This window comes from Eggerthella hominis, from assembly GCF_014287365.1.
Classification (GTDB): domain Bacteria; phylum Actinomycetota; class Coriobacteriia; order Coriobacteriales; family Eggerthellaceae; genus Eggerthella; species Eggerthella guodeyinii.
The window spans coordinates 88,814-113,096 of record NZ_JACOOA010000001.1 but is presented as its reverse complement, the minus strand read 5'-3'; the positions used below and the strand labels follow the sequence as shown (position 1 = coordinate 113,096).

General features: G+C 69.6%; 23 protein-coding genes. 2 read left to right on the top strand and 21 right to left on the bottom strand.

The annotated features are described in order from the left end of the window. Nucleotides 1-113: 113 nt before the first annotated feature. From rpmF to H8S61_RS00455, 16 genes are all read right to left on the bottom strand, one after another. A complete protein-coding gene (gene rpmF, locus H8S61_RS00530) occupies nucleotides 114-293 on the bottom strand; it encodes a 50S ribosomal protein L32 (RefSeq protein ID WP_101722275.1) in 180 nt (59 codons plus the stop codon). Between the two features lie 741 nt (nucleotides 294-1,034). After that, a complete protein-coding gene (locus tag H8S61_RS00525; RefSeq protein WP_244977705.1) occupies nucleotides 1,035-2,930 on the bottom strand; it encodes an ABC transporter ATP-binding protein in 1,896 nt (631 codons plus the stop codon). 116 nt (nucleotides 2,931-3,046) lie between these two features. Then, entirely contained in the window at nucleotides 3,047-4,351 is a 1,305-nt protein-coding gene (locus tag H8S61_RS00520) for a chloride channel protein (RefSeq protein WP_366457579.1), read from the bottom strand. 180 nt (nucleotides 4,352-4,531) lie between these two features. Continuing rightward, nucleotides 4,532-5,239, bottom strand: a complete 708-nt coding sequence (locus H8S61_RS00515; RefSeq protein WP_186937558.1) for a hypothetical protein — start codon at nucleotides 5,237-5,239, stop codon at nucleotides 4,532-4,534. After that, a complete protein-coding gene (locus tag H8S61_RS00510; RefSeq protein WP_160941769.1) occupies nucleotides 5,236-6,099 on the bottom strand; it encodes an ATP-binding cassette domain-containing protein in 864 nt (287 codons plus the stop codon). Before H8S61_RS00510 ends, H8S61_RS00515 begins: the two co-directional genes overlap by 4 nt. Continuing rightward, nucleotides 6,092-6,463: a GntR family transcriptional regulator gene (locus H8S61_RS00505; RefSeq protein WP_160941770.1), complete on the bottom strand. Its 372-nt coding sequence runs from the start codon at nucleotides 6,461-6,463 to the stop codon at nucleotides 6,092-6,094. Before H8S61_RS00505 ends, H8S61_RS00510 begins: the two co-directional genes overlap by 8 nt. Nucleotides 6,464-6,638: 175 nt before the next feature. After that, nucleotides 6,639-8,213 (bottom strand): phytoene desaturase family protein, encoded by a 1,575-nt coding sequence (locus tag H8S61_RS00500; protein WP_222617523.1) that lies wholly within the window; start codon nucleotides 8,211-8,213, stop codon nucleotides 6,639-6,641. 1 nt (nucleotide 8,214) lies between these two features. Further along, on the bottom strand, nucleotides 8,215-8,790 hold the full coding sequence (locus tag H8S61_RS00495) for a TetR/AcrR family transcriptional regulator (RefSeq protein ID WP_186937556.1): 576 nt from the start codon (nucleotides 8,788-8,790) through the stop codon (nucleotides 8,215-8,217). A gap of 111 nt (nucleotides 8,791-8,901) precedes the next feature. Then, nucleotides 8,902-11,823 carry a GNAT family N-acetyltransferase gene (locus H8S61_RS00490; RefSeq protein WP_186937554.1) on the bottom strand — a complete coding sequence of 974 codons (2,922 nt, stop codon included), beginning with the start codon at nucleotides 11,821-11,823 and terminating at the stop codon, nucleotides 8,902-8,904. A gap of 151 nt (nucleotides 11,824-11,974) precedes the next feature. Further along, nucleotides 11,975-12,532 (bottom strand): YceD family protein, encoded by a 558-nt coding sequence (locus H8S61_RS00485; protein WP_160941773.1) that lies wholly within the window; start codon nucleotides 12,530-12,532, stop codon nucleotides 11,975-11,977. Continuing rightward, nucleotides 12,533-13,006: an ATP synthase subunit B family protein gene (locus tag H8S61_RS00480; RefSeq protein WP_009304513.1), complete on the bottom strand. Its 474-nt coding sequence runs from the start codon at nucleotides 13,004-13,006 to the stop codon at nucleotides 12,533-12,535. 189 nt (nucleotides 13,007-13,195) lie between these two features. After that, nucleotides 13,196-13,678 (bottom strand): pantetheine-phosphate adenylyltransferase, encoded by a 483-nt coding sequence (coaD, locus tag H8S61_RS00475; RefSeq protein WP_154334013.1) that lies wholly within the window; start codon nucleotides 13,676-13,678, stop codon nucleotides 13,196-13,198. Between the two features lie 26 nt (nucleotides 13,679-13,704). Further along, nucleotides 13,705-14,298, bottom strand: coding sequence for a 16S rRNA (guanine(966)-N(2))-methyltransferase RsmD (gene rsmD, locus H8S61_RS00470; RefSeq protein ID WP_186937552.1), 594 nt, complete (start codon nucleotides 14,296-14,298; stop codon nucleotides 13,705-13,707). 5 nt (nucleotides 14,299-14,303) lie between these two features. Continuing rightward, nucleotides 14,304-16,508 carry an ATP-dependent DNA helicase RecG gene (locus H8S61_RS00465; protein WP_186937550.1) on the bottom strand — a complete coding sequence of 735 codons (2,205 nt, stop codon included), beginning with the start codon at nucleotides 16,506-16,508 and terminating at the stop codon, nucleotides 14,304-14,306. Beyond that, nucleotides 16,501-18,135, bottom strand: coding sequence for a DAK2 domain-containing protein (locus tag H8S61_RS00460; protein WP_160941776.1), 1,635 nt, complete (start codon nucleotides 18,133-18,135; stop codon nucleotides 16,501-16,503). The genes H8S61_RS00465 and H8S61_RS00460 overlap by 8 nt, the downstream gene beginning before the upstream one ends. 84 nt (nucleotides 18,136-18,219) lie before the next feature. Continuing rightward, nucleotides 18,220-18,567: an Asp23/Gls24 family envelope stress response protein gene (locus tag H8S61_RS00455; RefSeq protein WP_160941777.1), complete on the bottom strand. Its 348-nt coding sequence runs from the start codon at nucleotides 18,565-18,567 to the stop codon at nucleotides 18,220-18,222. Nucleotides 18,568-18,788: 221 nt separating this feature from the next. Here H8S61_RS00455 and rpmB point away from each other — a divergent pair, with 221 nt between their 5' ends. Further along, the gene (gene rpmB, locus H8S61_RS00450; protein ID WP_009304520.1) at nucleotides 18,789-18,980 is read left to right on the top strand and encodes a 50S ribosomal protein L28; all 192 of its coding nucleotides are present in this window, start codon (nucleotides 18,789-18,791) and stop codon (nucleotides 18,978-18,980) included. Nucleotides 18,981-19,082: 102 nt separating this feature from the next. On the opposite strand, the gene H8S61_RS00445 is transcribed toward rpmB, so the two are convergent. The 5 genes from H8S61_RS00445 to rpe are packed head-to-tail and all read right to left on the bottom strand — an operon-like array spanning nucleotide 19,083 to nucleotide 23,586. Then, nucleotides 19,083-19,802 carry a zinc ribbon domain-containing protein gene (locus H8S61_RS00445; protein ID WP_160941778.1) on the bottom strand — a complete coding sequence of 240 codons (720 nt, stop codon included), beginning with the start codon at nucleotides 19,800-19,802 and terminating at the stop codon, nucleotides 19,083-19,085. A 48-nt stretch (nucleotides 19,803-19,850) separates the two neighbouring features. Further along, a complete protein-coding gene (locus H8S61_RS00440; protein ID WP_186937548.1) occupies nucleotides 19,851-20,759 on the bottom strand; it encodes a Nif3-like dinuclear metal center hexameric protein in 909 nt (302 codons plus the stop codon). A gap of 46 nt (nucleotides 20,760-20,805) precedes the next feature. After that, complete coding sequence (locus H8S61_RS00435) at nucleotides 20,806-21,615, bottom strand: histidinol-phosphatase HisJ family protein (protein WP_160941780.1); 810 nt, start codon at nucleotides 21,613-21,615, stop codon at nucleotides 20,806-20,808. Nucleotides 21,616-21,667: 52 nt separating this feature from the next. Continuing rightward, nucleotides 21,668-22,873, bottom strand: coding sequence for a cysteine desulfurase family protein (locus tag H8S61_RS00430; protein ID WP_186937546.1), 1,206 nt, complete (start codon nucleotides 22,871-22,873; stop codon nucleotides 21,668-21,670). 5 nt (nucleotides 22,874-22,878) lie between these two features. Then, nucleotides 22,879-23,586, bottom strand: coding sequence for a ribulose-phosphate 3-epimerase (gene rpe / locus H8S61_RS00425; protein ID WP_160941782.1), 708 nt, complete (start codon nucleotides 23,584-23,586; stop codon nucleotides 22,879-22,881). A gap of 171 nt (nucleotides 23,587-23,757) precedes the next feature. Between rpe and H8S61_RS00420 the strand changes: the two genes are divergently transcribed. Continuing rightward, on the top strand, nucleotides 23,758-24,237 hold the full coding sequence (locus H8S61_RS00420; protein ID WP_186937544.1) for a methylated-DNA--[protein]-cysteine S-methyltransferase: 480 nt from the start codon (nucleotides 23,758-23,760) through the stop codon (nucleotides 24,235-24,237). The last annotated feature ends 46 nt before the right edge of the window (nucleotides 24,238-24,283 follow it).

Genomic DNA, 24,283 nt, shown 5'->3' with positions numbered 1-24,283 from the left:
GCAGCGCGGGTTACGAACATGCAAAAAGCCTCCCGGCGCATCACACGCGAAGCGCGATGTGCGGGGAGGCTTGTCAATGCGCGTCAGCAGAACGCACGCGCATGGGCGCTGCGCTAGTCCGTCTCGATGACTTCGCGGTTCTTGTAGAAGCCGCAGTTCGGGCACACGCGATGCGGAAGCTTGACCTCGCCGCACTGCGGGCACACGGAACGCGAGGGCGCCGCGATCTTATCGTTGCTGCTGCGACGGGCGTGGGTGCGGGCACGGCCCATTTTGCGCTTAGGTACTGCCATGATTCTCTATCTCCTTCTTTAAGCCGAGCGATCACGATCGCTCGTTCTCGCTTAAGTAAACACGCGAAACGGTATAGTATCAAACGCGGAGCCGCGCCGCAAGCCCCGACCACCCGCAAAATCCAATCCGCATCCAGGTTTCATAATTGAAACGGATGCGCATCCAGCCAGACAGGCGCGGTGGAAAACGCAGAGCGGAACGCCTTTCGGGCCAAAAGCATCGCCGTCTCTATCGAGCCGGAACGCGCGACGTTGGATCAGAGCGAGATCGGGATGCGTTCCACGTTCGAAGCGCGTCGGATCGGCTGGCAAGAAACGTGGAAAGCGCGTTGGAACGACGTTGGAAATGCGCGAGATCCAGGCGGCTTTCCGTGGTGACGCACGCCATCGAAACGTGAGACCGGCTCGTTATACTCATAGGTACGGATACGCCAGGCGGCTTGGTGCCTCTCCCTCTCATTATTCTAGATGAAAAGAGGTGAAGACCATGACCGTTTTTGGGTTTGTCGAATTGGCAGCACTGCTCTTGGAGTTTGCGTCCCGCGTCATCGAGCTTGTTCTCATGATAAGGAGCGCGCTCCTAACCCGTAGGGGAAAGGAGCGCCAAGACTAAACCCAAACCGCCGAAGCGATCCGAGAGCCGTTGGGAGTCTAACCCCTCCCTGCGGCTCGTCCTATTCTACACCGAACTCCTTGCCTCCCGCAATACGCACCCGCCATCGAGCCCACACCGTCGCCCCCCTACTCCGCCGGGCCGAACTGCATCTCGTAGTAGTGGGCGTAGGTGCCGCCGAGGGCGAGCAGCTGGTCGTGCGTGCCGCGCTCGGCCACCTTGCCGTCCTCCACCACCGCGATGAGGTCGGCGTTGCGGATGGTGGACAGGCGGTGCGCGATGACGAGCGTCGTGCGCCCGGCCGACAGCTCCTCGAGCGACTTCTGGATGGCCCGCTCGCTCTCGTTGTCGAGCGCGCTCGTGGCCTCGTCGAGGATGAGGATGCGCGGATCCTTCAGGAACACGCGCGCGATGGCGATGCGCTGCTTCTGCCCGCCGGACAGGCGCGCGCCGCGCTCCCCCACGTAGGTGTCGTAGCCGTCGGGCAGCCCCATCACGAACGCGTGGATGTTCGCCCGCTCGGCCGCCTCGACGATCTCGGCCGTCGTGGCGTCGGGCCGCCCGTAGGCGATGTTGTCGCGGATGGTGCCGCCGAACAGGTACACGTCCTGCTGCACGATGCCGATGGCGTCGCGCAGCGACTCCACGGTGACGGAGCGGACGTCGATGCCGTCGATCTCCACCGACCCGCTCGCCGGGTCGTAGAAGCGGGGCAGAAGCGAGCACGTGGTGGTCTTGCCACCGCCCGAGGGACCCACGAGCGCCACCGTCGTCCCCGCCGGTATGGCCAGGTCGAGGCCGCGCAGCACCTCATGGACGCCGTCGTAGCTGAAATGCACGTCGCGGTAGCGCACCTCGCCGGCCACGTGCCCGTCCGGGCCGCCGCAGCGGGCGCGCTCGGCCGCGTTGAGGTCCATCGCGTCGGGCGCGTCGGCGATGTCGGGGCGCACGCTGAGCACCTCCATGAAGCGCCGGAAGCCGGCGTACCCCTTCTGGAACGTCTCCACGAAGTTGATGAGCTGCTCGATAGGCGAGATGAAGATGCCGATGTACAGGGCGTAGATGGCCAGGTCGGTGACCTGCAGGCCGCCCGTGGCCACGAAGTAGCCGCCGCCGACGATGGTCACCGTGTACAGCACGCCGATGAACAGCGAGTTCACCGCATGGAACGACCCCATGAACCTATACGAGCTCTCCTTCGTCTCCACGAAGCGGGCGTTCGTGCGGTCGAACTTCTTGATCTCCACCGGCTCGTTGCCGAACGACTTCACCACGCGGATGCCGCCGAGCGAGTCCTGCAGGCGCGCGTTGATGTCGGCCATCTTCTTGCGGTTCTCGGTGAAGATGACGCGCTTCTGGTAGTTGCGCCAGAACGAGTACGCCGCCAAAAGCAGCGTCGCGGCCAGCATGATGGCGGTCAGCGGCACGTTGATGAAGAACAGCAGCGCGAACGAGCCCACGATCTTGAGGATGCAGATGAACAGGTTCTCAGGCCCGTGGTGCGCGAGCTCCGAGATGTCGAACAGGTCGGTGACCAGCTTGCTCATCATCTCGCCGGTGTTGTTGCGGTCGTAGTAGGAGAAGCTCAGGCGCTGGTACTGCTTGAACAGGTCCATGCGCATGTCGGCTTCCATGCGCGCGCCCATGATGTGGCCCCAGCTGGTGATGAAGTACTGGCAGGCCGTACGCACGCCGTACAGCACGACGAACAACAGCGTGATCCACCCGAGCGAGCCGATGATGGCCTCGGGGGAGCTCTGGAAGAAGTCCTTCGTGAAGAAGCTCAGGAACTGGGGGAACGCCAAGTCGACGCAGGCGAGCACCGTCGCGCACACGAGGTCGAACACGAACAGGAACGTGTAGGGCTTGTAGTAGCTCGCGAACTTCGCGAACACCTGGCGCGCGGTCACGACGGGCGCGTCCGTCGCGGGCGCGGGCGCGCTCTCGGGCGCGGGCGCCGCGTCGGCGGTCGGCTCGCTCGCGCGCGACGCCGCCTTCTGGGTGAGGTTCTTGATGGTATCCATGCCCCACATTGTAGCGCTACTCTGAGCGCCGAGCACCTCGAATCGGCGCGGCGCGCGGCGTTTCGTAGGCTTCGCGTGCGCGCGGCGCCGCGGACGGGATGCAGTTTCACGTTGCCTCATCGGGCCTCCTCGAGAATAGATTCGCCACGGCGCGCCTCGCGGCGCACGCGCGCGAGCTCGCTTGCCGCGCCGCGCCCGAACACGCCCACGTCGTAGCTGCCGGCGTACGCCGCCGCGACGGCGATCAGCAGGAACGGCAGCGCCGCCCAGCCGAATATCTCGGCGCCCATGAGCACCGCCGCCAGCGGGCAGCGGCTGGCCGCCGCGAAGAACGCCGCCATGCCGAGCGCGGCCGAGAACCCTGCGGGCTGGCCGGCCGCGAGGCCCAGCGTGCAGCCCAGCAGCGCGCCGACGGTGAACATGGGCATGATCTCGCCGCCTTTGAAGCCGAAGCCCAGCACGAGCACGGTGAGCACGGCCTTGACGGCGAAGTCGGCCGGGGCCGCCTCGCCGGCGAGCGCCCCGCGCAGAAGCCCCATGCCCGTGCCTTCGAAGGCCTGCCAGCCGAAGGCCAGCACGAGCGCCGCGAACAGCAGGCCGCCCGCCGCGACGGCGACGAGCGGGCGGCCCACCCGATGCCGCACCACGTGGCGCAGCGCGCGAAGGCCGCTCGCGAACAGCACGCCGCCCACGGCGCAGCACAGGCCCACGAGCAGGCAGTGGGCGACGGAGCCCCACGACAGCGCGGGCAGCGCGACCGCCGGGATATGGTCGCCGATGCCCACCGCCCGCGCGATGGCGTAGGCGACGAACGTGGCGAGGAGCATCGTGGGCACGTGGCGCGCCACCGCGCGGTCGAAGCGCGCGAGCTCGAGCACGAACATGCAGGAGCCCAAGGGGGCGAAGAACAGCGCGCTGAACGCCGCCGCCATGCCGAGCGCGGCGGGATAGCCGTTCGGGATGGTGCGGCCGCGGCGCCACACGGGGGCCAGCTTGAAGGGGCGGCCGAGCACCGAGCCGATCGACGCGCCCATCTGCAGCGCGCCCGACTCCATGCCCACCGAGCCGCCGCCCAGCACGGTGAGGAAGGTGCCGCCGAGGATGCCGGGGGCCACGCCGCCCGGGATGCGCTCGTTGGCGCGGAAGCGCTCGATGACGCCGTCGGTGGCGAGGTTGACGGGCAGGCGCAGCAGCTTGTACAGCCCGATGGACGCGAGGCCGAGCGCGGGCAGGGCGAACAGCAGCCAGGGATGGCGCTGCGAAAGCGTTCCCGCGAAGTCGACGGACAGGGTGAGCACGATGGAGGCCGCGGCGCCCGCGGCGCCTACGACGAGCGCGAACGCCGTATGGCGCACGAGCTGCCCGAGGTCGAAGCGACCGTCCTGCAAAGATTCCGCCTGCTCGCCGTCCTGTGCGCCCACGCGCGCCTCGCCTCCCGACCTGCTCCGAATACCGACACATCCGCTCCATGGTACGGAGCGGACGTGCGGGAGGGAGGCCGCGGCAGGAGGCGGTTGCCGTACCGTCGCGGCCCGTAGACCGGCGCGTTGACGGTGCGCCCGCCGCGGGCGCGCCGCGCACGGGCAGGGGCCGGCCGGCGCCTAGCGCACCTCGGCGCGCCGCGCGAGCAGGTAGGCCGCCAGCGCGCCCAGGGCGGCCACGGCGGCGAACAGGGCGATGGGGTACGCGAGGTTCACGCCCGCCGAGGTGAACCCGAGCGCCGCGAGTACGATGCCGCCCACCGTGTCGGCCGCGCCCGGCACGACCGCGAACAGCGTGGGGACGAGTACGAACGCCAAAAGGCCGACCGCGAGCAGCCCTGCCAGGAACGGCCGCTTCCCCACCCTTCCCTGCAGCACGATGATCGCATAGGAAAGGAACGCGATGGCGAGGTTGAGCAGCAGCGTCCACAGAAACCCGACGGGGCCGAGGCCGTATCCGTCGCCGTACTGCGCGACGAGCGACTGGAGCCGCCACAGCGGCAGCACCGCCAACAGCAGCTGGTCCACCAGGGCGAACGCGGCGGCCACCGCCGCGAACGACAGCGACGTGCTGAGAAACGCCTGCGCGCGCGTCACCCCGCACTGCAACGCGAACTTGAAGTCGATCGAGTACGACATGGTTCCGCACAGCACCAGGAACACGCACATCCACAGGTACATGCCTTGGAACGGCGCGCCCCCTTCCCCGGCGAACGAGATGATCGCCCATCCGAGCGAGAAGCAGGCCGCGAACACGATGAAGAACACGCCCATCGAGAACAGGACGTCGGCCATCTGGTAGCGGGCGATCGCTTTGAACTTCCTCATCGCGCATCCTCCTTCTCGGTCAGCTTCACGAACAGCTTCTGCAGGCTGAGCGGCGCCGTCTCGAGCCGCTCGTGCAAGCGCGTCCCGTCGGGCGCGCCGAGCAGGTACGCCACCTCCAGGCCGCCCAGCTCCTCGACGGCGAGCACGTCGCGGCCCGCGCAGTACGCCTCCACGTCGGCCGCGCGGCCCGACACGCGGTGGCCGCTCGAGCGCAGCTCCTCGGCCGACGAGGCCAGCAGCACGCGTCCGCGGTCGATGATGGTCACCTGCTCCACGAGGTTCGCCACCTCCTCGATGAGGTGGGTGGCCACGACGACGGTGCGCTGCTTCTCCACGTAGTCTTCGAGCAGCAGCTTGTAGAACAGCTCGCGATGGTTCGCGTCGAGGCCCAGCACCGGCTCGTCGAGCAGCAGGTAGTCCACGTCGAGCGACAGCCCGATGACCAGCTGGTAGATGGAGCGGTAGCCGGTCGACAACGCGCCCACCTTCTTGCGCACGTCGAGGCCGAACGCCTCGGCATGGCGCGCGGCCGCGCCCTCGTCGAACCCCTCGTAGAAGCGGCCCATCTCCTTGAACAGCTTGTCGAGGCGGAAGTTCTCCGGGAACATCTTCTTGTCGGAGGTGCAGTACACCTTGGCGAGGGCGGCGGCGTTGTCGGTGACGGGATCGCCGTCCACGAGGATGCGCCCGGCCGTGGGGATCAGGCGGTTCGCCACGAGGCCGAGCAGCGTCGACTTCCCCGCCCCGTTGCGTCCGAGCAACGCGTGGATCTTGCCGTGCTCGAAGGACAGCGACACGTCGTCGAGGGCCGTGCTCGTTCCGAACGACTTCGATACCTGGTCGGCGCGTATCTCACGCATGGCCGTATCCTTTCTCGATCATAGCGACGACCTGCTCTTTCGTCAGGCCGAGCTTCTTCGCCTCGGCGACGAGCGCGGCGACGAACCGCTCGTCGAACGCGCTCCTGCGCTTCGCGCGCACCTTGTCGGCGGCGCCCGTTTGGACGTACATGCCCATGCCCCTCCTCTTGTAGATGATGCCCTCGTCCACGAGGATGTTCATGCCCTTGAGGACGGTGTGCGGGTTGATGCCGAGCAGGGCTGACAGCTCGTTGGTCGACGGGACGCGGTCCTGCTCGGCGTACACGCCGGTGAAGACGTCCTCCTCGATGCCCTCGGCGATCTGGATGAACAGGGGCACGTCTCTTCCCGGGTCGATGTTCATAGGGCGCGCCTCCTCTCTGCTAGTTTGTTACTTGAGTAACTAACTAGCATTCTAGAGCGCGCCAGGCGGGTTGTCAAGGCGCAAGAAGGCGGCCGCCGGGATCGATCCCGGCGGCCGCCGTGCGGTGCGAACTGCGTGCGAACGTATGTTTCACGTGAAACAGCGCGGCGAAGGCCTACGCGGAGGCGCCCCTCGCCGTCGCCGTCGCGCCCTGGAACACGACGCCCTCGTCCTTGCAGAGGTGCTGGACGGCGGCGCGCGCGGTCTCCGCCGCCGTGGGCAGGCCGCCGGGTGCGACGAGGCGCTGCCCCGCGAAGTAGACGCCCTCGATGCCCGCGGGCTTCGCGGGGTAGCTCGTCTGCTTCTCGCCGGGAAGCATGTTCGACATCCACGACCCCTTGTACGAGCGGAGGTAGCGCTCGTAGGTGAGCGGCGTGGCCACGTCCCACACCTCCACCTTGCCCTCGATCTGCGGGTACTTCTTCGACAGCGCCGCGATCACCGCTTCGGCCAGCTTCCGCTTCTCCTGCGCGTAGGTGCCGTCGGCCCTGCGCGCGGCCCACCAGTCGTACGTGTCTCCGTTCATGAACAGCGTCATGGCCGTGCAGCCCTCGGGCGCGTAGCCCTCGTAGGCGGCGTAGTTGTTGAAGGCGAGGGCGTCGTGCCGCTGGTCGCCGCAGAAAACGGGTTCGTCGAGGGGGAACCCGACGCATTCCGGCACGTCCGAGAGGTCGGCGCGGATGCCGAGGCTCACGAACGTGTCGAGGATCGGATGGACGTTCGCCCGCAGCCTCTCCGCCCACTCCTCGCGTATCGGCGGGTCGAACAGCGCGTCGATGGCGACGCGGGTGTCCTGCGTCACGATCACGGCGTCGAAGGGGCGAAGCTCGCCGTCCACGACCACGCCGACCGCCCGGCCGCCCTTCGTCTCCACCCGCTCGACGAGGCGGCGGTACTCGATCGCGCCTCCCAGCTTCTCGAAGGTTTCGGCGATGCGCGCGGCCATGGCGAGCGAGCCGCCGAGCGGGTACCCGCCGTCGCCCGCGGCGAGCGTCGCGAGCGTAAACGCGAGCCCCATCGCACTCATATCCTCGCCGACCATGCTCGCGAACAGCGTGCGCAGCAGCGGGTTGGAGAAGCGCTCCGCGAACGCGCGGGCAGTCTGGTTCGCGTAGACGGACATGCGCGTCATCGCCGGCAGCATGGCCAGCATGGCGCGCAGGCCCGGCGTGCGCTTGACGGCGACCTTCACGCCCTTGACGTCGACGATGGGCATGCTCACCTTCGTGAACTTCCGCACGTCCTTGATCAGGCTCCGAATCTCCCGCTCGTCCTCGGGCGCGACATCCAGCAGGTGCGCCTCGAGCCGATCGATGTCGCGGTAGAGGCAGACCGTCCGCCCCTCGAACTCGTACACGAGGAAGGGGTCGCGCACGTAGACGGGCACGTCCGGGTTGAGCGCGCCGATCTCGTTCCACACCGCGTTGAGCGCCGTGCGCGGCGACGAGCCCGTCAGCCAGTGCATGCCGCCCTCGAACAGGTACCCGCGCCGGCTCCAGCTCGTGGACGCGCCGCCGGGGATGGTGTGCGCCTCGTACACGGTGACGTCGAAGCCGCTCTGGCGCGCGTACACGCCCGCCGTCAAACCTGCGATGCCCGCGCCCACGATGGCGACGCGCGTCGGCGAGGCGCCCGCTCCCCGGGCCGCTTCCGTTGTTTCACGTGAAACATCCGTTCGCTGCATGTCCATGCTACCTCTTCCTCACGATGTCGACGATCCACGCGCTTTCCGGGCACGGCGTGCCCGGATGCAGCGACAACTCCTCGGCGATGCCCTGGACGGCGGCCCAAAACGCCACGGAGAGCGCCACCGGGTCTCCCTCGCGGACGGTGCCCTCCCGCTGCCCGCGACGGACGATCTCGGCGGTGGGCGTGTGCACGTCGAACCCCGCGAGCTTGGCCTTCACGCGCTCGGGCGCGTCGTCGTTCACGAGCGCATGGCTCATGAGCACGAACATGTCGGCCAAGGTGGGGTCGCTTTGCAGGTAGGCCATGATGCCGGCCGCCGCGCCCTCGAAGAACGCGATCGCGTCGCCCTCGCTGTCGCCCACCATCGCCATGGGGCCGTCCACGCCCACCTCGACGAGCGCCTCGTACAGCGCCTCCTTCGATTCGAAGTAGTGGAACATGAGCCCGGTGCTCATGCCCACGGCCTCGGCGATGTCGCTCACCTTCGTGGCCGCGTACCCCTTGCGCACGAACAGCCGCAGCGCCGCCCGGAGGATCTCCTCGCGACGCCGCTCCCGCTGCTCCTGTCTCGTCACCATTCGTTGAACTCCCTTTCATTGAATTTGTGTTCAACATAGTACCACGGCGGGGAGGGAATGCAAGGGAGATTGGGCGATTGCGGCTGCGCGCAACGATCGCGACGGATTGTTTCACGTGAAACATCCGTTCCCCTCTCCTTCCAGGAAGCGGGAGGGGGTTCCCCGGTGGAGGATGGTGAGGCGGTGCATGGCGCGGGTGACGGCGACGTAGAGGAGGGTGCGGTCGAACTCGGTGGAGAAGAAGCGTTCGTCGGCGTCGAGCACCACCACCTCGTCGAACTCGAGGCCCTTCGCCATCTTCACCGACGCCACCGACACGCCGTCCTCGAACGCCGTCGTGCGCTCGGTCAGCAGGCGCACGTCCGCATCGCGGCCCAGCAGCTCGGCGTAGCGCGCGGCCAGCTCGTCGGAGGCGTGCAGGATGCCGAGCGTCTTGCGGCCGCTCGCGCGGAAGGCCTCGACGGCCTCGAGCGTCCGCGCGAGCACCTCCGCCGTGTTCGCGCAGCCGACGATGCGCGGCGCCTCGCCGTGCCGCTCCACCGCCTCGAGCTCGGCCGAGGGCTTCACGCGGTTCGCGAGCGCCACGATCTCGCTCGTCGAGCGGTAGCTGCGCGTGAGCCGCACGACGCGCGCGGCCGCGTACGCCGCCGCCACGTCGTCGAGCGCGGTGGCGTTGCCCCGGTCGACCACCTGATGGCAGTCGCCCAGCACGGTCTTGTCGCAGCGGAACAGGCGCGCCACCAGCGCGTGCTGCACGGGCGTCAGGTCCTGCATCTCGTCCACCACGAGGTGCAGGACGTCGCCGTACGCCTCGAAGCCGGAAAACGCGCCCAGCAGCAGCGCCAGCGGCGCGGCGTCCTCCCATTCCACCGTGCGCTTCGGCCCCAGCGCGAGCGCGTCGTCCCAGCCGCGCTCGCGCAGGAACAGCCGGTAGAGCGCCAGCGCGTCCTTCGCGCGCAGCATGCGCGCCAGCCGGCGGCGCACCTCGCGCTTCGTCGGCACGGCGTGGCGGTCCCTCCCGACGCTCGTCGATTCCAGCTCGTAGACCACGCTCGCGGCCACGAGGTCGAGCCGCTCCTCCAGCGCGAGCCCCCCGTGCGCGCGGAACCGCGCGTCGATCCGCGCGGCCTCGACGACGCGCCGGCCGAACGCCATGTCCTCGGCCGCGAACGCGACGTCGGGCGCCCGCTCGAGGAACGCGAGCACCGCGGAGGCGAACGCCGCCGTGCCCTTCAGACGGGCGCGCTCGCGCCACGCGCCGTCCGCCTCGTCCACGCTCGAACGCGCGGGCGCGACCGTCGCCGCGCCGCCGAGCGCCCGCTCGACGACGGCGCGCAGGTCGAGGGCCGCGATGGGCTCCTCGCCCAGTTCGGGCAGGACGCCGGAAACGTAGTCGGCGAACACGCGGTTCGGCGACAGGATGGCCACCGCGCGCGAGGACAGCGCGCCCCTGCGGCGGTACAGCAGGTACGCCACGCGATGCAGCGCGATGGACGTCTTCCCCGAGCCCGCCACGCCCTGGATGACGAGCGTCCCCGGCTCCTCGTCGCGGATGATGCGGTTCTGCTCGGCCTGGATGGACGCGACGATGGTGCGCATCTTCTTGTCGGACGAACGTCCCAGCTCGCGCGCCAGCACCTCGTCGCGCACGGTCGAGGCGCTGTCCGCCGCGTACCCGAGCCTCCCCCGCTCCACGCCCAGCTGCCGCTTGCGCGCGAGCAGGCCCTCCACGCGGCCCGCAGGCGCATCGTAGCCGGCGGGGCCCGGCTCGTCGCACTCGTAGAACAGCCCCGCCACCGGCGAACGCCAGTCGGACACCACCGCCGCCTCGTCGGAGTTGAACGAGAAGCGCCCCAGGTAGAACGGCGTCGGCGCGTCCTCGCCCGCCGCCTGGAAATCCACGCGCGCGAAGTACGGCGCGTCGAGCAGCTTCTCCAGCCGCGCGGCGGCCTCGCGCGCCTCGGCCGCCTGGCGGTCGACCTCCTTCAGGAACAGCTCGTTCTGGTACTGCTCGCTCGGGTCGATCTCGCCGCGGTAGGCCGCCATGTAGCGCTTCGTCTCGTCGTACCCGCCGTCCACGCGCTCGAGCAGCCCCGCCGCCCGGTCGCGCGCGGCGCGCAGCAGCGCGAGCACGTCGTCGAGGTGCGCGCGCTCCTCGCGCAGCACGGCGTCCGCAGCAGCTTCGCCGCCCCCGCCCGCGAGCCCGCCCTCCGCGCGCAGCACGAACCGCTGCGTGGGGTAGCCGAACTCCTCGAGCAGCTCGGCCTCCTCGAAGCCGAGGGCCAGCAGGTCGCGCCGATGCCCCGTGTCGGCCCGGTCGCCCGCGCGGAACGTGGTCAGCGACACGTCCCGTTCCGGCAGCTCCACCGCGCGCAGCGCGTCGAGCAGCGCCCGCGCCACGTCGAGGCGGCGGTACTGCGGATGCACCGCCAGCACGTCGATGCGCGCCGCATCCGCATCGAACGCGAGCGCTCCGGCCAGCGCCTCCCCGTCCCACGCCGCCAGCGCGTGCCGCCGCTCGATGCATGCGGCGGCCCACGCCTCGTGGTCGCGCTCGTCGAAGCACGGGAACCCGTCGATCGACGAGCGCATGAGGTCCATCCACGCGGGCAGGTCGGCAGGCGCCGCGTACCCGACCGTCCAGGCGCCCCCGTCGTCCGGCACCCCGTCGCGCAGCTCGAACGGAAGCTGCAGCGCGTAGAACGCCCCGGCGGCGCGGAACCGCGCGGGCGTCGTCTTGTACAGCGCCGAGAACGCGAGCGAGAACGCCTGCTGGCTGTCGTAGCCCGCCCCGAGCGCCACCTCCGCCAGCGGCGCGTCCGTCGACACGAGGGCGCGCGCCGCCTCGGTGAGCCGGCGGCGCTTGACGTAGTCGTACACGGGGAAGCCCACCGTGGAGGTGAACAGGCGATGCAGGTGGTACTTCGAGTAGCCCGCCTCCTCGGCCAGGCGGTCGAGGTCGATCCGCTCGCCAAGGCGGCTCTCGATGCAATCGATCGTCCGGGCGATCGCGCGCTCCTGTTCCCGGCTCATGGTCGTCCTCCTTCGCTCGCGTCCGACGAACCATCCATGTAACCAGAAACGCGCGGCCGCGTCTCTATCGATCTTGCGCTCTTCGGAAAGCACACGACGAAAAAAGCGCCCGCCGTCGAGGGCGGGCGCTACGGGGAAGCGATGCGCGGTGCTAGTTCCGGGGCTCGTCGAACGGGAAGTCCTTGAGCGCCGCGAAGGGGTTCGGCGGCGTGTCGTCATCGTCGTCCGCCGTCGGCGCGCAGCCGCACGGGCCCTCGTTGAGGTCGGCGCCGCACTGCGGGCACAGGCCCTTGCAGTCCTCGTCGCACAGCGGGATGAGCGGGAACTCCAGCAGCAGGGCCGCCGTGATGATGGGCTCCAGGTCGATGACGTTGTCGGAGGACAGCACCTCGAACTCGTCGTCGTCCATGTCCTCGGGCGCGGCCTTCGTCTCGTCGAGCAGGAAGTAGCCCTCGAGATCGCCGGTGACCGGGAAGGAGAACTCGTCGAGGCAGCGCGCGCAGGCCGTCTTGGCCTCGCCCTCCACCGTGCCGGTGACCAGCAGCGCGTCGCCCGTGTTCGTGATGTCGGCCTGCCAGGCCAGCGGCCCCGCGAAATCATACAGGTCCGGGCCCGCCTTCATGACGGGGATGGCGACGGTTCCCTCAAAATGAGAGCTCTCCGCCGGCGCGAAGAGCTCAGAGGGTATATGGATGCGCAACGATTCCATTTAGCGCCCCGATGCGAGGGAGTTGGCGTTCAGGCGGTCGCGGCAGCGGCGCACGTTGTTGAGCAGCGTGTCGAGGCTCTGCTCGACGTGGCCGAACACCTCGTCGGCGTAGTCCTCGGCGCCGGCGCGGGTCTGGCGCTCCAGCTCGCGGGCGTCGGAGAGCACCTGGTCGGCCTGCTGCTGGGAGATGCGGACGATCTCCTGCTCGCTGGCGATGGTCATAGCCTGGCTGCGCGCGTCCTCGATCATGCGGTTGGCTTCGGCCTCGGCGTCGTCGAGCAAGCTCTGGCGCTCGCGGACGATCTGACGGGCCTGGGCGAACTCGCTGGGGAACGTGTCGCGGATCTCGTCCATGATCTCGAACGCCGCGGCGATGTCGACCTGGCGCATGTTGCCCTTGCCGAAAACCGGCTTAGAGTCCTCAAGCAGAATCGAGAGCTCTTCCAACAGCCCCAAGACTCCTGTTTCGTCCATGATTGTCCTTCCACCCAGGCGTGCTGCGTTTCATCTGCGTTGGCGCGCACGGGTATCCTCGCGTGCATGCGTCGCAATATTCTAGCATGTATGCTGGGAAAACCAACCTCCAATGCACAAAGCGTGCACATTTTACCCGGTCGGACCCGTGCCGACACCGAACGGTGACCTGCGGGCGCGCAGGATGCGCTACGCGTCGGCGAACTTCTTCAGCAGCGCCTCGTTCACGCACGCGGGCACGAACTGCTCCACGTCGCCGTGGAGGCTGGCGATCTCGCGCACGATGGAGGACGACAGGTACATGTACTGCGGCGGCGACATGATGAACAGCGTCTCGAGCTCCTGGTTCAACTGGTAGTTGAGGGCCGTCATCTGGAACTCGTACTCGAAGTCGGTGATGGCGCGCAGGCCCTTGATGACCACGGTGGCGTCGAGGCGCGCCGCGAGGTCGACGAGCAGCTCGTCGAACGGCTCGACGCGGACGTTGGGCAGGTGGCTCGTGGCCTGGCGCACCAGCTCGGCGCGCTCCTCGAGCGCGAACAGCGGCTTCTTCTTCGGCGAGGCGGCCACGGCGACGACCACTTCGTCCACCAGCTGCGCCGCGCGGGTAATGACATCGAGATGCCCGCTCGTGATGGGATCGAACGTTCCGGGCGTCAGTGCACGTTTCATGTAAGGTTCCGTTCCTTCTTGGGTTCTCAGTCGATCGCGTCGCGCGGCGCCGAGGAGCGCAGCACGTCCACGACAGTATCCCCGTACTTCTTGCGCTGCGCAATAGACAAATCGCGCGCTTTTGCCGCCTCGTCCACCGCGCCGTTCGCGCTCGCGGCGTGCTCGTACACCACGATCGCGTCGTCGGCGAGCGCCGCACGCGTGCGCAGCGCGGCCACGAACCCGAGCACCTCGTCGGCGTCGCACGCGTACGGAGGGTCGAGGAACACGAGGTCGAACGGCGGACGGGCGTAGGGCACGTCCTTCAGCACGTCGCCTTTGCGCACGCGGGCGCGGCGCGTGTCGAGACCGAGCAGGCCCACGTTCGCGTTGAGCGCCTTGAGCGCCTCGCCCGCGCGCTCGCAGAACTGCGCGCTGCGGGCGCCGCGGCTGAGCGCCTCGAGCCCGAGCGCGCCCGACCCGGCGAACGCGTCGAGCACCACGGCGCCGTCGAACCCGCCGCGCGCGCTGTGCACCGTGCTCATCATGGCCTCGCGCACCCGGTCGGTGGTGGGGCGGGTGCCCTCCCCCTTCGGCGCCTTGAGCGTGCGCCCGCGGAACTCGCCTGCGATGATCCTCATACGTATCAGCCTCCCTGCGCCACGTGGTCGTGGGCGTACATGATGCGCACCTCGCGCGCGAGCGCGCGGTGCGCGGGCAGCTCCAACTCGGGGTCCTCGGCCATGATGGCCGCCGCGTCGGCGTGCGCGGCCTCGATCACCGCGCCGTCGCGCACGACGTTCACCAGCTTGAGGCCCGACGCGCCGTGCTGCCGGTTGCCGAGGATGTCGCCCTCGCGGCGCAGCGACAGGTCGTAGCTGGCCAGCTCGAAGCCGTCGTCGGTGCTCACCATGGCCGCGAGGCGCGTGAGGGCGGCGTCCGACTTCGACGCCGACACGAGGTGCACCTCGGCGGACTTGCTCCCGCGGCCGACGCGCCCGCGCAGCTGGTGGAGCTGCGAGAGGCCGAAGCGGTCGGCGTCCTCCACGATCATGACCGTGGCGTTCGGCACGTCGACGCCCACCTCGATGACCGTGGTGGCCACGAGCACCTGCGTGTCGTTGTCGCGGAAGCGCTGCATGACGGCCTGCTTCTCCGCGCTGGGCATGCGCCCGTGCAGCAGCTCCACCCGGTAGTCGGCGAACAGGGTGGTCTGCAGGTAGGACGCCTCCTTCGCGGCGGCCGCCACGTCGTCGCCCGCCAGGTCGTCGTCGGTCTCGATGCTGATGGCCGCGTACTCGTAGGCTTCCTCGTCGGCCTCGCGGCGGCGCCCGCCGCTGCCGCCGTCCGCCGCCTTCGCGTCGCGCTCTCCCCCGTCCTGGCCGATGAGCGGGCACACCACGTACACCTGCTCGCCGCGCGCCAGCGCCGCGCGGGCGGCGTCGTAGGCGTGTCCGCGGTCGGCCTTCTGGTGTACGAACGTGGTGCGGCGCGCCGCGTCGTGCGGCCGGTGCTTGAGGTAGGACAGCGTCAGGTTGCCGAACAGCGCCAGCGCCAGCGAGCGCGGGATGGGCGTGGCCGTGAGGTACAGCGCGTCGGGCGCCTCGCCCTTCGCCAGCAGCTTCGCGCGCTGCTCCACGCCGAAGCGCTGCTGCTCGTCGATGACCACGAGGCTGAGGTGCCGGGGCGCCACGTCGTCTTCCAGCAGCGCGTGGGTGCCGATGAGCACGTCCGTCGTGCCGCCCGCCACGCGCGCGAGGATGGCCTCGCGGTCGGCCGGCGAGGTGGAGCCCGTCAGCACCTCCCAGGTGACGCCGGCCGCGTCGAACAGCGGCCCCAGGCTCTTGCCGTGCTGGCGCGCGAGCACCTCGGTGGGGGCCATGAGCAGGGCTTGCGTGCCCGTGTCGGCCGCCGCCGCCAGCGCGAAGGCCGCGACGACGGTCTTGCCGGTGCCCACGTCGCCCAGCAGCAGGTGGTTCGCGGTCTGCGGCGCGGCGAGCGCGGCGAGGATGTCGCGCTTGGCCTGCGCCTGCTCGCCGGTGAGCTCGAAGGGCACCGCGTCCTCGAGCGCGGCCAGGTGCGGCCCGTCCACCACGTGCACGGCGGGCTCGCACCCGTCGCTGCGCTCGCGCGACTCGCGCATGAGCATGAGCTCGAGCAGCAGCAGCTCCTCGTACACGAGGCGGCGGCGCGCCTCGGCCACCTCGTCCATCGTGTGGGGGAAGTGGATGCACGACAGCGCCGCGCCGCGGCTCATCAGCCGGTACTTGGCGCGCAGCTCGAGCGGCAGCGGGTCGTACAGCCCGCTGGCCGCCGCCAGCGCGTTGCCCACGAGCCGGCGCATCCACGCGGCCGATATCTTCTCGCAGGCGGGGTGCACGGGGATGATCATGCCCTCGGCCATCCGCTCGCCCTCGAGCACTTCCAGGTAGGGGTTCGTCATGCGCTTGAAGCCGTAGTTGAACTCGAGCTTGCCCGCCACCGCGATGCGCATGCCGGGCTTCACCTGGTCCATGAGCCACGGCTGGCGGAAGCACGTCACCATGAGCACGCCCGTCGCGTCCACGAGCGACAGCTCCACGAGGGAGAGGCGCGGCTTCGGCTTCTTCAGCTTGATCTCGTGCACCGCGCCCTCGACGGTGCACGACTCGCCGATGCGCGCGGTGGCCACCTCGGCCTTGCGCGAGAGGTCGATGTAGCGCCGCGGGAAGTGCGTGGCCAGGTCGCGCACCGTGCGGATGCCGAGCCCGTCGAGCGCGCGGGCGCGCGTCGGGCTCACCAAACGAACGCGCCCGACCGATTCGTCGAGCGCGAGCGTTGCTGCCAGTCTGTCGGGCTGGTCGTTACTCAACGGACATCACGACGGGGTACAAGGGCTGGTCGCCGCGGTGGGCGTCGATCTCGAGGTCGTCGTAGGCGCCCTCGATGCGCTCGAGCAGCGCGGCGAAGGCGTCCTCGCCCAGGTCCTCGCCGGCGAGGATGGTGAGGGTGTCGGCGTCGGCGGCCTCCATCGTGTCGAGCAGCGCCATGACCACGTCCTCGGTCGTGGAGCCCACGGCCTCGATGGACCCGTCGGCGATGCCGATGACGTCGCCTTCCTTGATGGGGTTGTCGTGAGCGTCCTTGGAGTCCTTGATGGCCGTGGTCACCTCGCCGGTCTTCACCTCGGCGTACGCCTCGGTCATCGACTCGACGTTCTCCTCGAGGCTCGCGCCCTCGTCGAAGCCGAACAGCGCGGCGAACGCCTCGGGCACGCTGCGCGTGGGCACGACGGCGCACGGCGTCTCGGACAGCTCGCAGGCGCTCTGGGCAGCCATGATGATGTTCTTGTTGTTCGGCAGGATGATGACGGCGTCGGCGTTCACCCGGCCGGCGGCGTCGAGCAGGTCCTTCGTGGAGGGGTTCATGGTCTGCCCGCCGGACACCACCACGTCCACGCCGAGGCTCTTGAGGATCTTCGCGTTGCCCTCGCCCGCGGCCACGGCCACGAAGCCGAGCGGCTTGGGCGTCGCCTCCTGCTCGGCGGCCAGCGCGTCGGTGCGCGCCGCGCTCTGCTGCTGCATGTTGTGGATGTGCACCTCGGAGATCTGCGCGTCGTGCGTGAGGAACCAGCCGAGCACCTCGTCGGGACGGTTCGAGTGCACGTGCACCTTGAAGTTGGGGTGCATGCCCACCATGAGGTCGCAGTCGCCCATCGTGGGCAGGAAGTCCTTGGCGGCGTCCACGTCCACCGTGTCGGAGTGCACGAGGAACTCCGTGCAGTAGCGGTACGCCGAGCCCTCCCAGTCGTTGATCTGCTCGATCTCCACCTTCGGCGTCGCGCCGCGCGCGAACGCCAGCTCGTCCACCATGGGGCCCTCTTTGCCCGTGAGCGCCGAGGCGAACGCGTCGAAGAAGATGGCCAGGCCGAAGCCGCCCGCGTCCACCACGCCGTTCTCCTTGAGCACGGGCAGCAGGTCGGGCGTACGCTGCACGGAGGCGTAGGCCTCCTCCACCACGTAGGCGAGCGCCTCGTCGGCCGAGAGCTTCTTCTTGCGGGCGCGCTTCGCGGCCGACGCGCTGTCGCGCAGCACGGTGAGGATGGTGCCCTCCACCGGCTTGCGGACGGCCTGGAACGCCACCTCCTGCGACTTCGCGAACGCCGCGTCGATGCTGTCGGCGTTCAGCTCGTCGTGACCGACGCTGCCCTCGCACAGGCCGCGCAAAATTTGCGAGGTAATGACACCGGAGTTGCCGCGTGCGCCCATGAGCGCGCCGGTCGTGATCGCCTTGCGAATTTCCGCGCCGCCCGCCCCGATGGGCAGGTTGGCCAGGTTCTCGACGACGGTTTCCAACGTGAGCGACATGTTCGTGCCCGTGTCCCCGTCGGGCACCGGGAACACGTTCAGACGGTTGATCTCGTCCTTGCGCTCGCTCAGGGTCTTGCTCGCAACGGCGATGGCATTGAGCAGATCGTTCGCGGTATAGGGTTCTGGCATGCTGATCGATTCTCCTTAAACGTAATGCCGCGGAGCGCCGCGCCCCTCTCGGGCGGGCAGCGGCTCATCATGGCAGGGCGAGCGCTACTTGCGCACCTTCACGCCCTGCACGTGCACCTCGACACCGTCGAGCGGGACGCGGGCGTATTCGGTCAGCGCGAACGTGACCTGGTCGATGAGGTTCTGGGACACCGTGTTGATGTTCGTGCCGTACTCGATGACGACGTACAGCTCCACGTGCACGCCGGCGTCGGTCGTGGTGACCACCACGCCGCGGCGCAGACGGGACGTCGGGAGGATCTTCGCGATGCCGTCGACGGCGGTCGGGGCGGCCATGCCCACGACGCCGTAGCACTCGAGCGCTGCATTGCCGACCATGTCGGCCAGTACGTCATTGGCAACGTGGAGGTTGCCTGCTATCGTATCGTTCATGGCATTCCTTTCACGGCGCGGGGATCCCGCGCACGACAAAAAACCTGCTAACGCAGTATAGCGCATGGGCTCGGTGCTGTGCGATGCGCCTGATCGCAGCCGAAAGTATACTACACGAAAAATTCTTGTAACGGTTCAAGTTTATGTGCTATAGTATGAGGGCTTTTTTGTCATCAACGGTTTTTGCCGATGAGTACCCAACGTACATGGAGTGATGAACGATGTCGAAGATTTGTGAAGTTTGCGGTAAAGCGCCGAGCGCGGGACGCAACGTCAGCCACTCGCACCGCGTGACGAACCGTTGGTTCCGTCCGAACATTCAGCGCGTGACGATCAAGGACAAAGAAGGCCACGTCCGCAAGGCCAACGTCTGCACGAAGTGCATGAAGGCCGGCAAGGTCGAGCGCGCGTAACACGCCCGCTACGCCTCGACCGAGGCGTACAAGCCGACATTGAAAAAGCCCGCTTGCGCGGGCTTTTTGCCGTTTGGGAGAAGCGGATGCGGCGCGACTTCCCTATTCCAGGATGAGCAGGCGGCCGCACTGGGGGCACGGCGCCACGTTGCCCTGGCCCTTCATGTCGATGAGGCGCCCGCCCTCGATGGCCATGCGGCACACGCCGCAGTTCGACCCCTGCAGGCGGCCCACCGCCACGCCGCCCGTGCGGGCGGCCGTCTTCTCGTAGGCGTCGAGCAGCTCCGACGGCAGCGAGGACGCCAGCATGGCGCGCTCGGCGTCGATGCGCGCCACCGCGTCCTTGAGCGCGCCGCCTTCCTTCACGAACGTCGCGGTGGCCTCGGCCTCCTGGCGCTCCAAGCCCGCCAGCGCCGCCGCCACCTGCGCCTGCACGCCCTCGATCTTCGCCAGCTCGTCGCCGATGGCGGTCAGCTCGGCCTCCAGCGTGTTGCGGCGCTTCGCGAAGCCGTTGAGCTCCTTCGTGCGCGCCTCGACGCCGCGGTAGTCGCCGCGCACCGCATCGATCTCGCCCTGCACCTGACGCTGCTTCTCGGCCAGCGACGCGTCCTCGTCGCCGATGCGCGCGAGCTGGGCGTCGGCCTTCGCGTGGAGCGCGTCGAGCTGGGCGCGCTTCTGCTCGATGGCCTTCTTCTTCGAGCGCGCCTCGAGGATGACCGCCCGCTGCGGGAGCGCCTCGAGCTTCTTCTTGGACTGCATCGCCTCGAGGTCGAGGTGCTGCATCTTGAGCAACGTGGCGAGGTCGTCGGTGTCTACGTGCATGCGCATCCTTTGTTCGAACGGAGCGCCGCCGCTGCGGCGCTCCCTGTATTATACCCGTACCGTTTCAGGGTACGACCAGTTATCTCCCTGATCGAGCACCGTGACCAGATCACCGGGAATGCCCACGGTTTCCACGGCGGCGGCCAGCACGGCCGCGAGCGGCAGCTCGCTCGTGTCGTGGCCGAGGTCGACGATGGCGAGGCCAGCCTGGGAGAGCTCGAGGGCTTTGTGGTACTTGATCTCGCCGCACACGAGGCAATCCACCTGCGCGCGCAGGCAGGCGCGGCCGAGGTCGTCGTCGAGCGACCCGGTGCAGGTGACCACGCGATCGAGCTCGCGGGGGAAGTCGCCCCACACGCGCGGCGCGCGGGCGAACACCGAGGTGCAGCGCGCGGCCAGCTGGCCGAGCGTGAGGCCGTCGTCCTCGCCGAGGGCGCACAGCTGCCCGTAGCCCTTGTCCCGCGACCCGGGAAGGGGCACGAGCACCTGCTGGAAGTCGAGGCCCAGCATGCCGGGCAGCACGCGCTGCGCGCGCACGCTCACGTCGAGCGCCGTGTGGTACGACAGGATCGACACGCCGCGCTCGACGGCGCGCCACACGCCCGCGCCCGGGTTGGCCGCCACCGAGGACGCCGGCATGAACGAGTCGGGGGGCGCGAGGAACGCGGGATGATGCGTGACCAGCACGTTCGCGCCTATGTTCGCGGCCGTCTCGATGGCCTCCACCGTCGGGTCGAGCGCGACGGCCACGCCCGTGACGAGGCGGGCCGGATCGCCCACCGACATGCCGGTGCGGTCCCACGGCTCGGCGTCGGCCGCCGGGAACTCGGCCAGCAGCGCCCGCTCGAGCGCGCCGGTGGTGACGGCCGTGATGGGCTTGGACAGCGGCCCCGACGCGCGGCGCGCCAGCCCTTCCCGACCCTTGACATCCTTCTGGTTCTTCTTCGCTGCAACCATGGCGCGGCTCCTTCGCTCGTGTTCGAACAGGTCGTTCGAACCCACGTTACTCGATTGCGATGGTTCGGCGGTCGCCGTCGGCTGTCGGGACCGTTACCGTTCTATAACCCGCCTCGTACATGAGGCGGTAGGCTTTCTCGATGTCGCGCGCGACGTTCGACGGCACGTGCGCGTCGGTGCCCACCGTGCAGGGCACGCCGGCGCGGCAGAACGCGGCCAAGAGCGCCGGCGCGGGGAACATCTCCTTGCAGGCGTAGTAGGACCCCGACGTGTTCACCTCCACCATGCGCCCCGCCGCGGCGCACGCCTCGGCCGCCCGGTCGTAGAGGGGCTGCGGGTCGAAGCTGGGGTAGAAGTTGAACTTCTTGGCGAGGTCGGGGTGCGCCATCACGTGGAAGGGCGCGTCGGAGGAGACGGCTTCGCACCACACCTCGAAGTAGCGCCGCCAGATATCGTCGGCGCCCACCTCGTCCCAGCGCCCGCGCTGGGCGGGGTCGTCGAACGGCCAGCGGTCGACGAAGTGCACGGAGCCCAGGATGAGCTGGAACGGGGCGAGATCCTCCGCCGTGATGACGCGGTCCTCGTCGTCGCCCAGCCAGTCCATCTCGCAGCCGGCGATCACCTCGATCTCGGGATGGGCCGCGCGCGCGGCCTCGATGGCGGCGAGGTAGTCCCCCATGCGCTCGGCGGGCATCGACAGGTAGCGGTCGGGGTCGAGCGCCGCGGTCATCGGGTAGTGCTCGGTGACGGCGATGGTGGACACGCCCGCCGCGACGGCGGCGGACACGAGCTCCTCCACCGTCCCCTCGCCGTGGTTGGTGAAGCAGGTGTGGGTGTGGGTGGTGACCAGTTCCATGGGCGCTGCGCTCCTCGACGTGTCTCGGGTATCGGTAGTCGGCTATCGGTTCTCAGTTCCAGGCAAGGGTCTTCGCCGTGGCGGCGACGAAGGCGTCGACGTCGGCCTCGGTGGTGTAGCGCCCCAGGGAGATGCGCAGGGCGCCGTGCGCGCGGTCGGCGTCGATGCCGAGCGCCCGCAGCACGTGGCTCGGCTCGAGCGAGTGCGACGAGCAGGCCGACCCGCCCGACACGCCGAAGCCCTGCATGTCGAAGCGCAGGATGAGCGTCTCGCTCTCCAGGCCGTCCACCAGCACGTGCACGATGTTCGGCAGGAAGTCGCGGCTGCCCGGCTCCACGTCCACGGTGGCCTCCACCGCGTCGAACGCGCCCAGCTGCGCGTACAGCTTGTCGCGCAGGGCGCGCAGGCGCGCTGCCTCGTCCTCCTGCATCGCGCACGCCGCGCGCACGGCCGTCGCGAAGCCGACGATGCCGGCCACGTTCTGCGTGCCGCTGCGCCGCCCGCTCTCCTGGCCGCCGCCGATGGCGTACGCCTGGAACGGCGTGCGGGCGCGCAGGTACAGCGCGCCGACGCCCTTGGGGCCTCCCACCTTGTGGGCCGAGAACGACGCGGCGTCCACGTCGAGCTCCTGGAGGTTCACGGGGACCTTCCCCAGCGCCTGCACGGCGTCGGTGTGGAACAGCGCGCCGGCCGCGTGCGCGACGCGGGCCAGCTCGGCGATGGGCTGGACGCTGCCCACCTCGCTGTTGGCGGCCTGCACCGACACGAGCACCACGTCGTCGTCGAGCGCCGCCTCCAGCGCGCGCACCTCGACGAAGCCCCGGCGGTCGGGCACGAGGCGCGTGACGCGGAAACCCTGCGCCTCGAGGCGCTTCGCGGGCGCGAGCACGGCGTCGTGCTCGACCGCGGTGACGACGACGTGCGGCGCGAACGCGCCCGCGCCGCGCCGGCGGCGCTCGTCGGCGGCCGCCTGGGCGATGCCCAACAACGCCGCGTCGTCGGCCTCGGTGGCGCCGCCCGTGAACACGATCTCGTCGGGACGGCGCGCGCCCAGGTCGCGGGCGATGGACTTGCGGGCGTCCTCGAGCGCGGCGAACGCGGCGCGCCCGGGGGCGTGGAGCGAGTTGGCGTTGCCGCCTGCCGCGAGGTTCGCGCGCCCGGGCACGAAGTAGGGCGCCATGGCCGCGGCGGCCTCCTCGCAAAGCGGCGCCGTGGCGGCGTAGTCGAGGTACACGTAGTCTTCGGGCATCGAGGCCATCGCGCCTACGCCTCCTTCGCGCTGTCCAGCGCGGCGGCGCGCGCCTCGTCGGCCGCGGCCTGCACGGCGGCCAACGCGGCGGCCGGGTCCTCGGCCGCGAACACGGCGTTGCCGCACACGAGCACGTCGGCGCCGGCGGCGGCCACGAGGGGCGCCGTCTTCACGCCCATGCCGCCGTCCACCTGGATGAGCGGCGCGGCCCCCACGGCACGCGCCATCTCGGCGATGCGCGCCACCTTGGCGTCGCTGCCCTCGATATAGCTCTGGCCCGAGAAGCCCGGCTCCACGCTCATGACGAGCACCATGTCCACGTCGGCGATCACGGGCGCGAGCGCGCCCGCCGCCGTGCGCGGCTTGAGCGAGACGGCGGCCGACGCGCCCGCGGCGTGGATGGCGGCGATGGCGCGCGCCAGCCCGTCGGCGTCGAGCGCCTCGGCGTGCACGGTGACGGAGTCGGCCCCCGCGTCGAGGAACCAGGGAAGCTGCTCCAGCGGGTTCGAGATCATGAGGTGCACGTCGAGCGGCAGATCCGTGGCCTTCTTCAGCTGCTTCACGACGGGCACGCCCATCGTGAGGTTGGGCACGAAATGGCCGTCCATCACGTCGACGTGCACGTACCCCGCGCCCGCGCGCTCGATGAGCTCGATGTCGCGCCCCAGGTGCATGAAGTCGGCCGACAGGATGGATGGTGCGATCTTCACCGGTTCGAACATGCTCAAGTCCTTCCTCATCGTTGTTGCGCCCATTCTAGCGCAAGGGCCCCGCCCGCCGCAGCGGTGCCGCGGGCGATGGAGGAAAACAACACGATGACGGCGGGGATCAACCGCTTCCCCGCTCAGGCGCGCGCTGCATTATAATGAAAGCCCCCTCTGGAAGAAGGCTCCATGGCTGCACGCGCTGGCACGCACTACGCATATCGGACGCCGCACGGCCCGGTCACCATCGCCGCGAACGAGCGCGGCGTGACCCGCGTCGTGTTCGGCGACGCGCCCCTGCCCGGCGAGCGCCGTCCGAGCGAGCTGGCGAACCGCACGGCCACCGAGCTGCTCGAGTACTTCGCCGGCAAGAGGCGCGCCTTCGACGTGCCCCTCGCCCCCGATGGAACCCCCTTCCAGCTGGCCGTATGGAGCGCCATCGAGCGCATCCCGTACGGGCAGACGCTCACCACGGCCGACGTGGCCGCGCTGCTCGACAAGCCCACGTCCTACCGGGCGGTGGGCAGCGCCGTGCACAAGAACCCGCTGGCGGTGCTCGTGCCCGACCACCGCATCGTGGGCGCGGGCGGCGCGCCCATCGGCCCGAACGCCCGGCTGCGCGGCGCGCTGCTGGCCCTCGAGCGCGCAGGCGCGCACGACGGCCGCTGACCCGCCCGCCTGCCGCCCTCCGGCACGCCGGCCCCCGACCCGCCGC

Excerpts from the sequence above, each read along its gene's own strand:
- rpmF (WP_101722275.1), bottom strand. The coding sequence starts at position 293 with ATGGCAGTACCTAAGCGCAAAATGGGCCGTGCCCGCACCCACGCCCGT.
- H8S61_RS00525 (WP_244977705.1), bottom strand. The coding sequence starts at position 2,930 with ATGGATACCATCAAGAACCTCACCCAGAAGGCGGCGTCGCGCGCGAGC.
- H8S61_RS00515 (WP_186937558.1), bottom strand. The coding sequence starts at position 5,239 with ATGAGGAAGTTCAAAGCGATCGCCCGCTACCAGATGGCCGACGTCCTG.
- H8S61_RS00510 (WP_160941769.1), bottom strand. The coding sequence starts at position 6,099 with ATGCGTGAGATACGCGCCGACCAGGTATCGAAGTCGTTCGGAACGAGC.
- H8S61_RS00505 (WP_160941770.1), bottom strand. The coding sequence starts at position 6,463 with ATGAACATCGACCCGGGAAGAGACGTGCCCCTGTTCATCCAGATCGCC.
- H8S61_RS00500 (WP_222617523.1), bottom strand. The coding sequence starts at position 8,213 with ATGGACATGCAGCGAACGGATGTTTCACGTGAAACAACGGAAGCGGCC.
- H8S61_RS00495 (WP_186937556.1), bottom strand. The coding sequence starts at position 8,790 with ATGGTGACGAGACAGGAGCAGCGGGAGCGGCGTCGCGAGGAGATCCTC.
- H8S61_RS00490 (WP_186937554.1), bottom strand. The coding sequence starts at position 11,823 with ATGAGCCGGGAACAGGAGCGCGCGATCGCCCGGACGATCGATTGCATC.
- H8S61_RS00485 (WP_160941773.1), bottom strand. The coding sequence starts at position 12,532 with ATGGAATCGTTGCGCATCCATATACCCTCTGAGCTCTTCGCGCCGGCG.
- H8S61_RS00480 (WP_009304513.1), bottom strand. The coding sequence starts at position 13,006 with ATGGACGAAACAGGAGTCTTGGGGCTGTTGGAAGAGCTCTCGATTCTG.
- coaD (WP_154334013.1), bottom strand. The coding sequence starts at position 13,678 with ATGAAACGTGCACTGACGCCCGGAACGTTCGATCCCATCACGAGCGGG.
- rsmD (WP_186937552.1), bottom strand. The coding sequence starts at position 14,298 with ATGAGGATCATCGCAGGCGAGTTCCGCGGGCGCACGCTCAAGGCGCCG.
- H8S61_RS00460 (WP_160941776.1), bottom strand. The coding sequence starts at position 18,135 with ATGCCAGAACCCTATACCGCGAACGATCTGCTCAATGCCATCGCCGTT.
- H8S61_RS00455 (WP_160941777.1), bottom strand. The coding sequence starts at position 18,567 with ATGAACGATACGATAGCAGGCAACCTCCACGTTGCCAATGACGTACTG.
- rpmB (WP_009304520.1), top strand. The coding sequence starts at position 18,789 with ATGTCGAAGATTTGTGAAGTTTGCGGTAAAGCGCCGAGCGCGGGACGC.
- H8S61_RS00445 (WP_160941778.1), bottom strand. The coding sequence starts at position 19,802 with ATGCACGTAGACACCGACGACCTCGCCACGTTGCTCAAGATGCAGCAC.
- H8S61_RS00440 (WP_186937548.1), bottom strand. The coding sequence starts at position 20,759 with ATGGTTGCAGCGAAGAAGAACCAGAAGGATGTCAAGGGTCGGGAAGGG.
- H8S61_RS00435 (WP_160941780.1), bottom strand. The coding sequence starts at position 21,615 with ATGGAACTGGTCACCACCCACACCCACACCTGCTTCACCAACCACGGC.
- H8S61_RS00430 (WP_186937546.1), bottom strand. The coding sequence starts at position 22,873 with ATGGCCTCGATGCCCGAAGACTACGTGTACCTCGACTACGCCGCCACG.
- rpe (WP_160941782.1), bottom strand. The coding sequence starts at position 23,586 with ATGTTCGAACCGGTGAAGATCGCACCATCCATCCTGTCGGCCGACTTC.
- H8S61_RS00420 (WP_186937544.1), top strand. The coding sequence starts at position 23,758 with ATGGCTGCACGCGCTGGCACGCACTACGCATATCGGACGCCGCACGGC.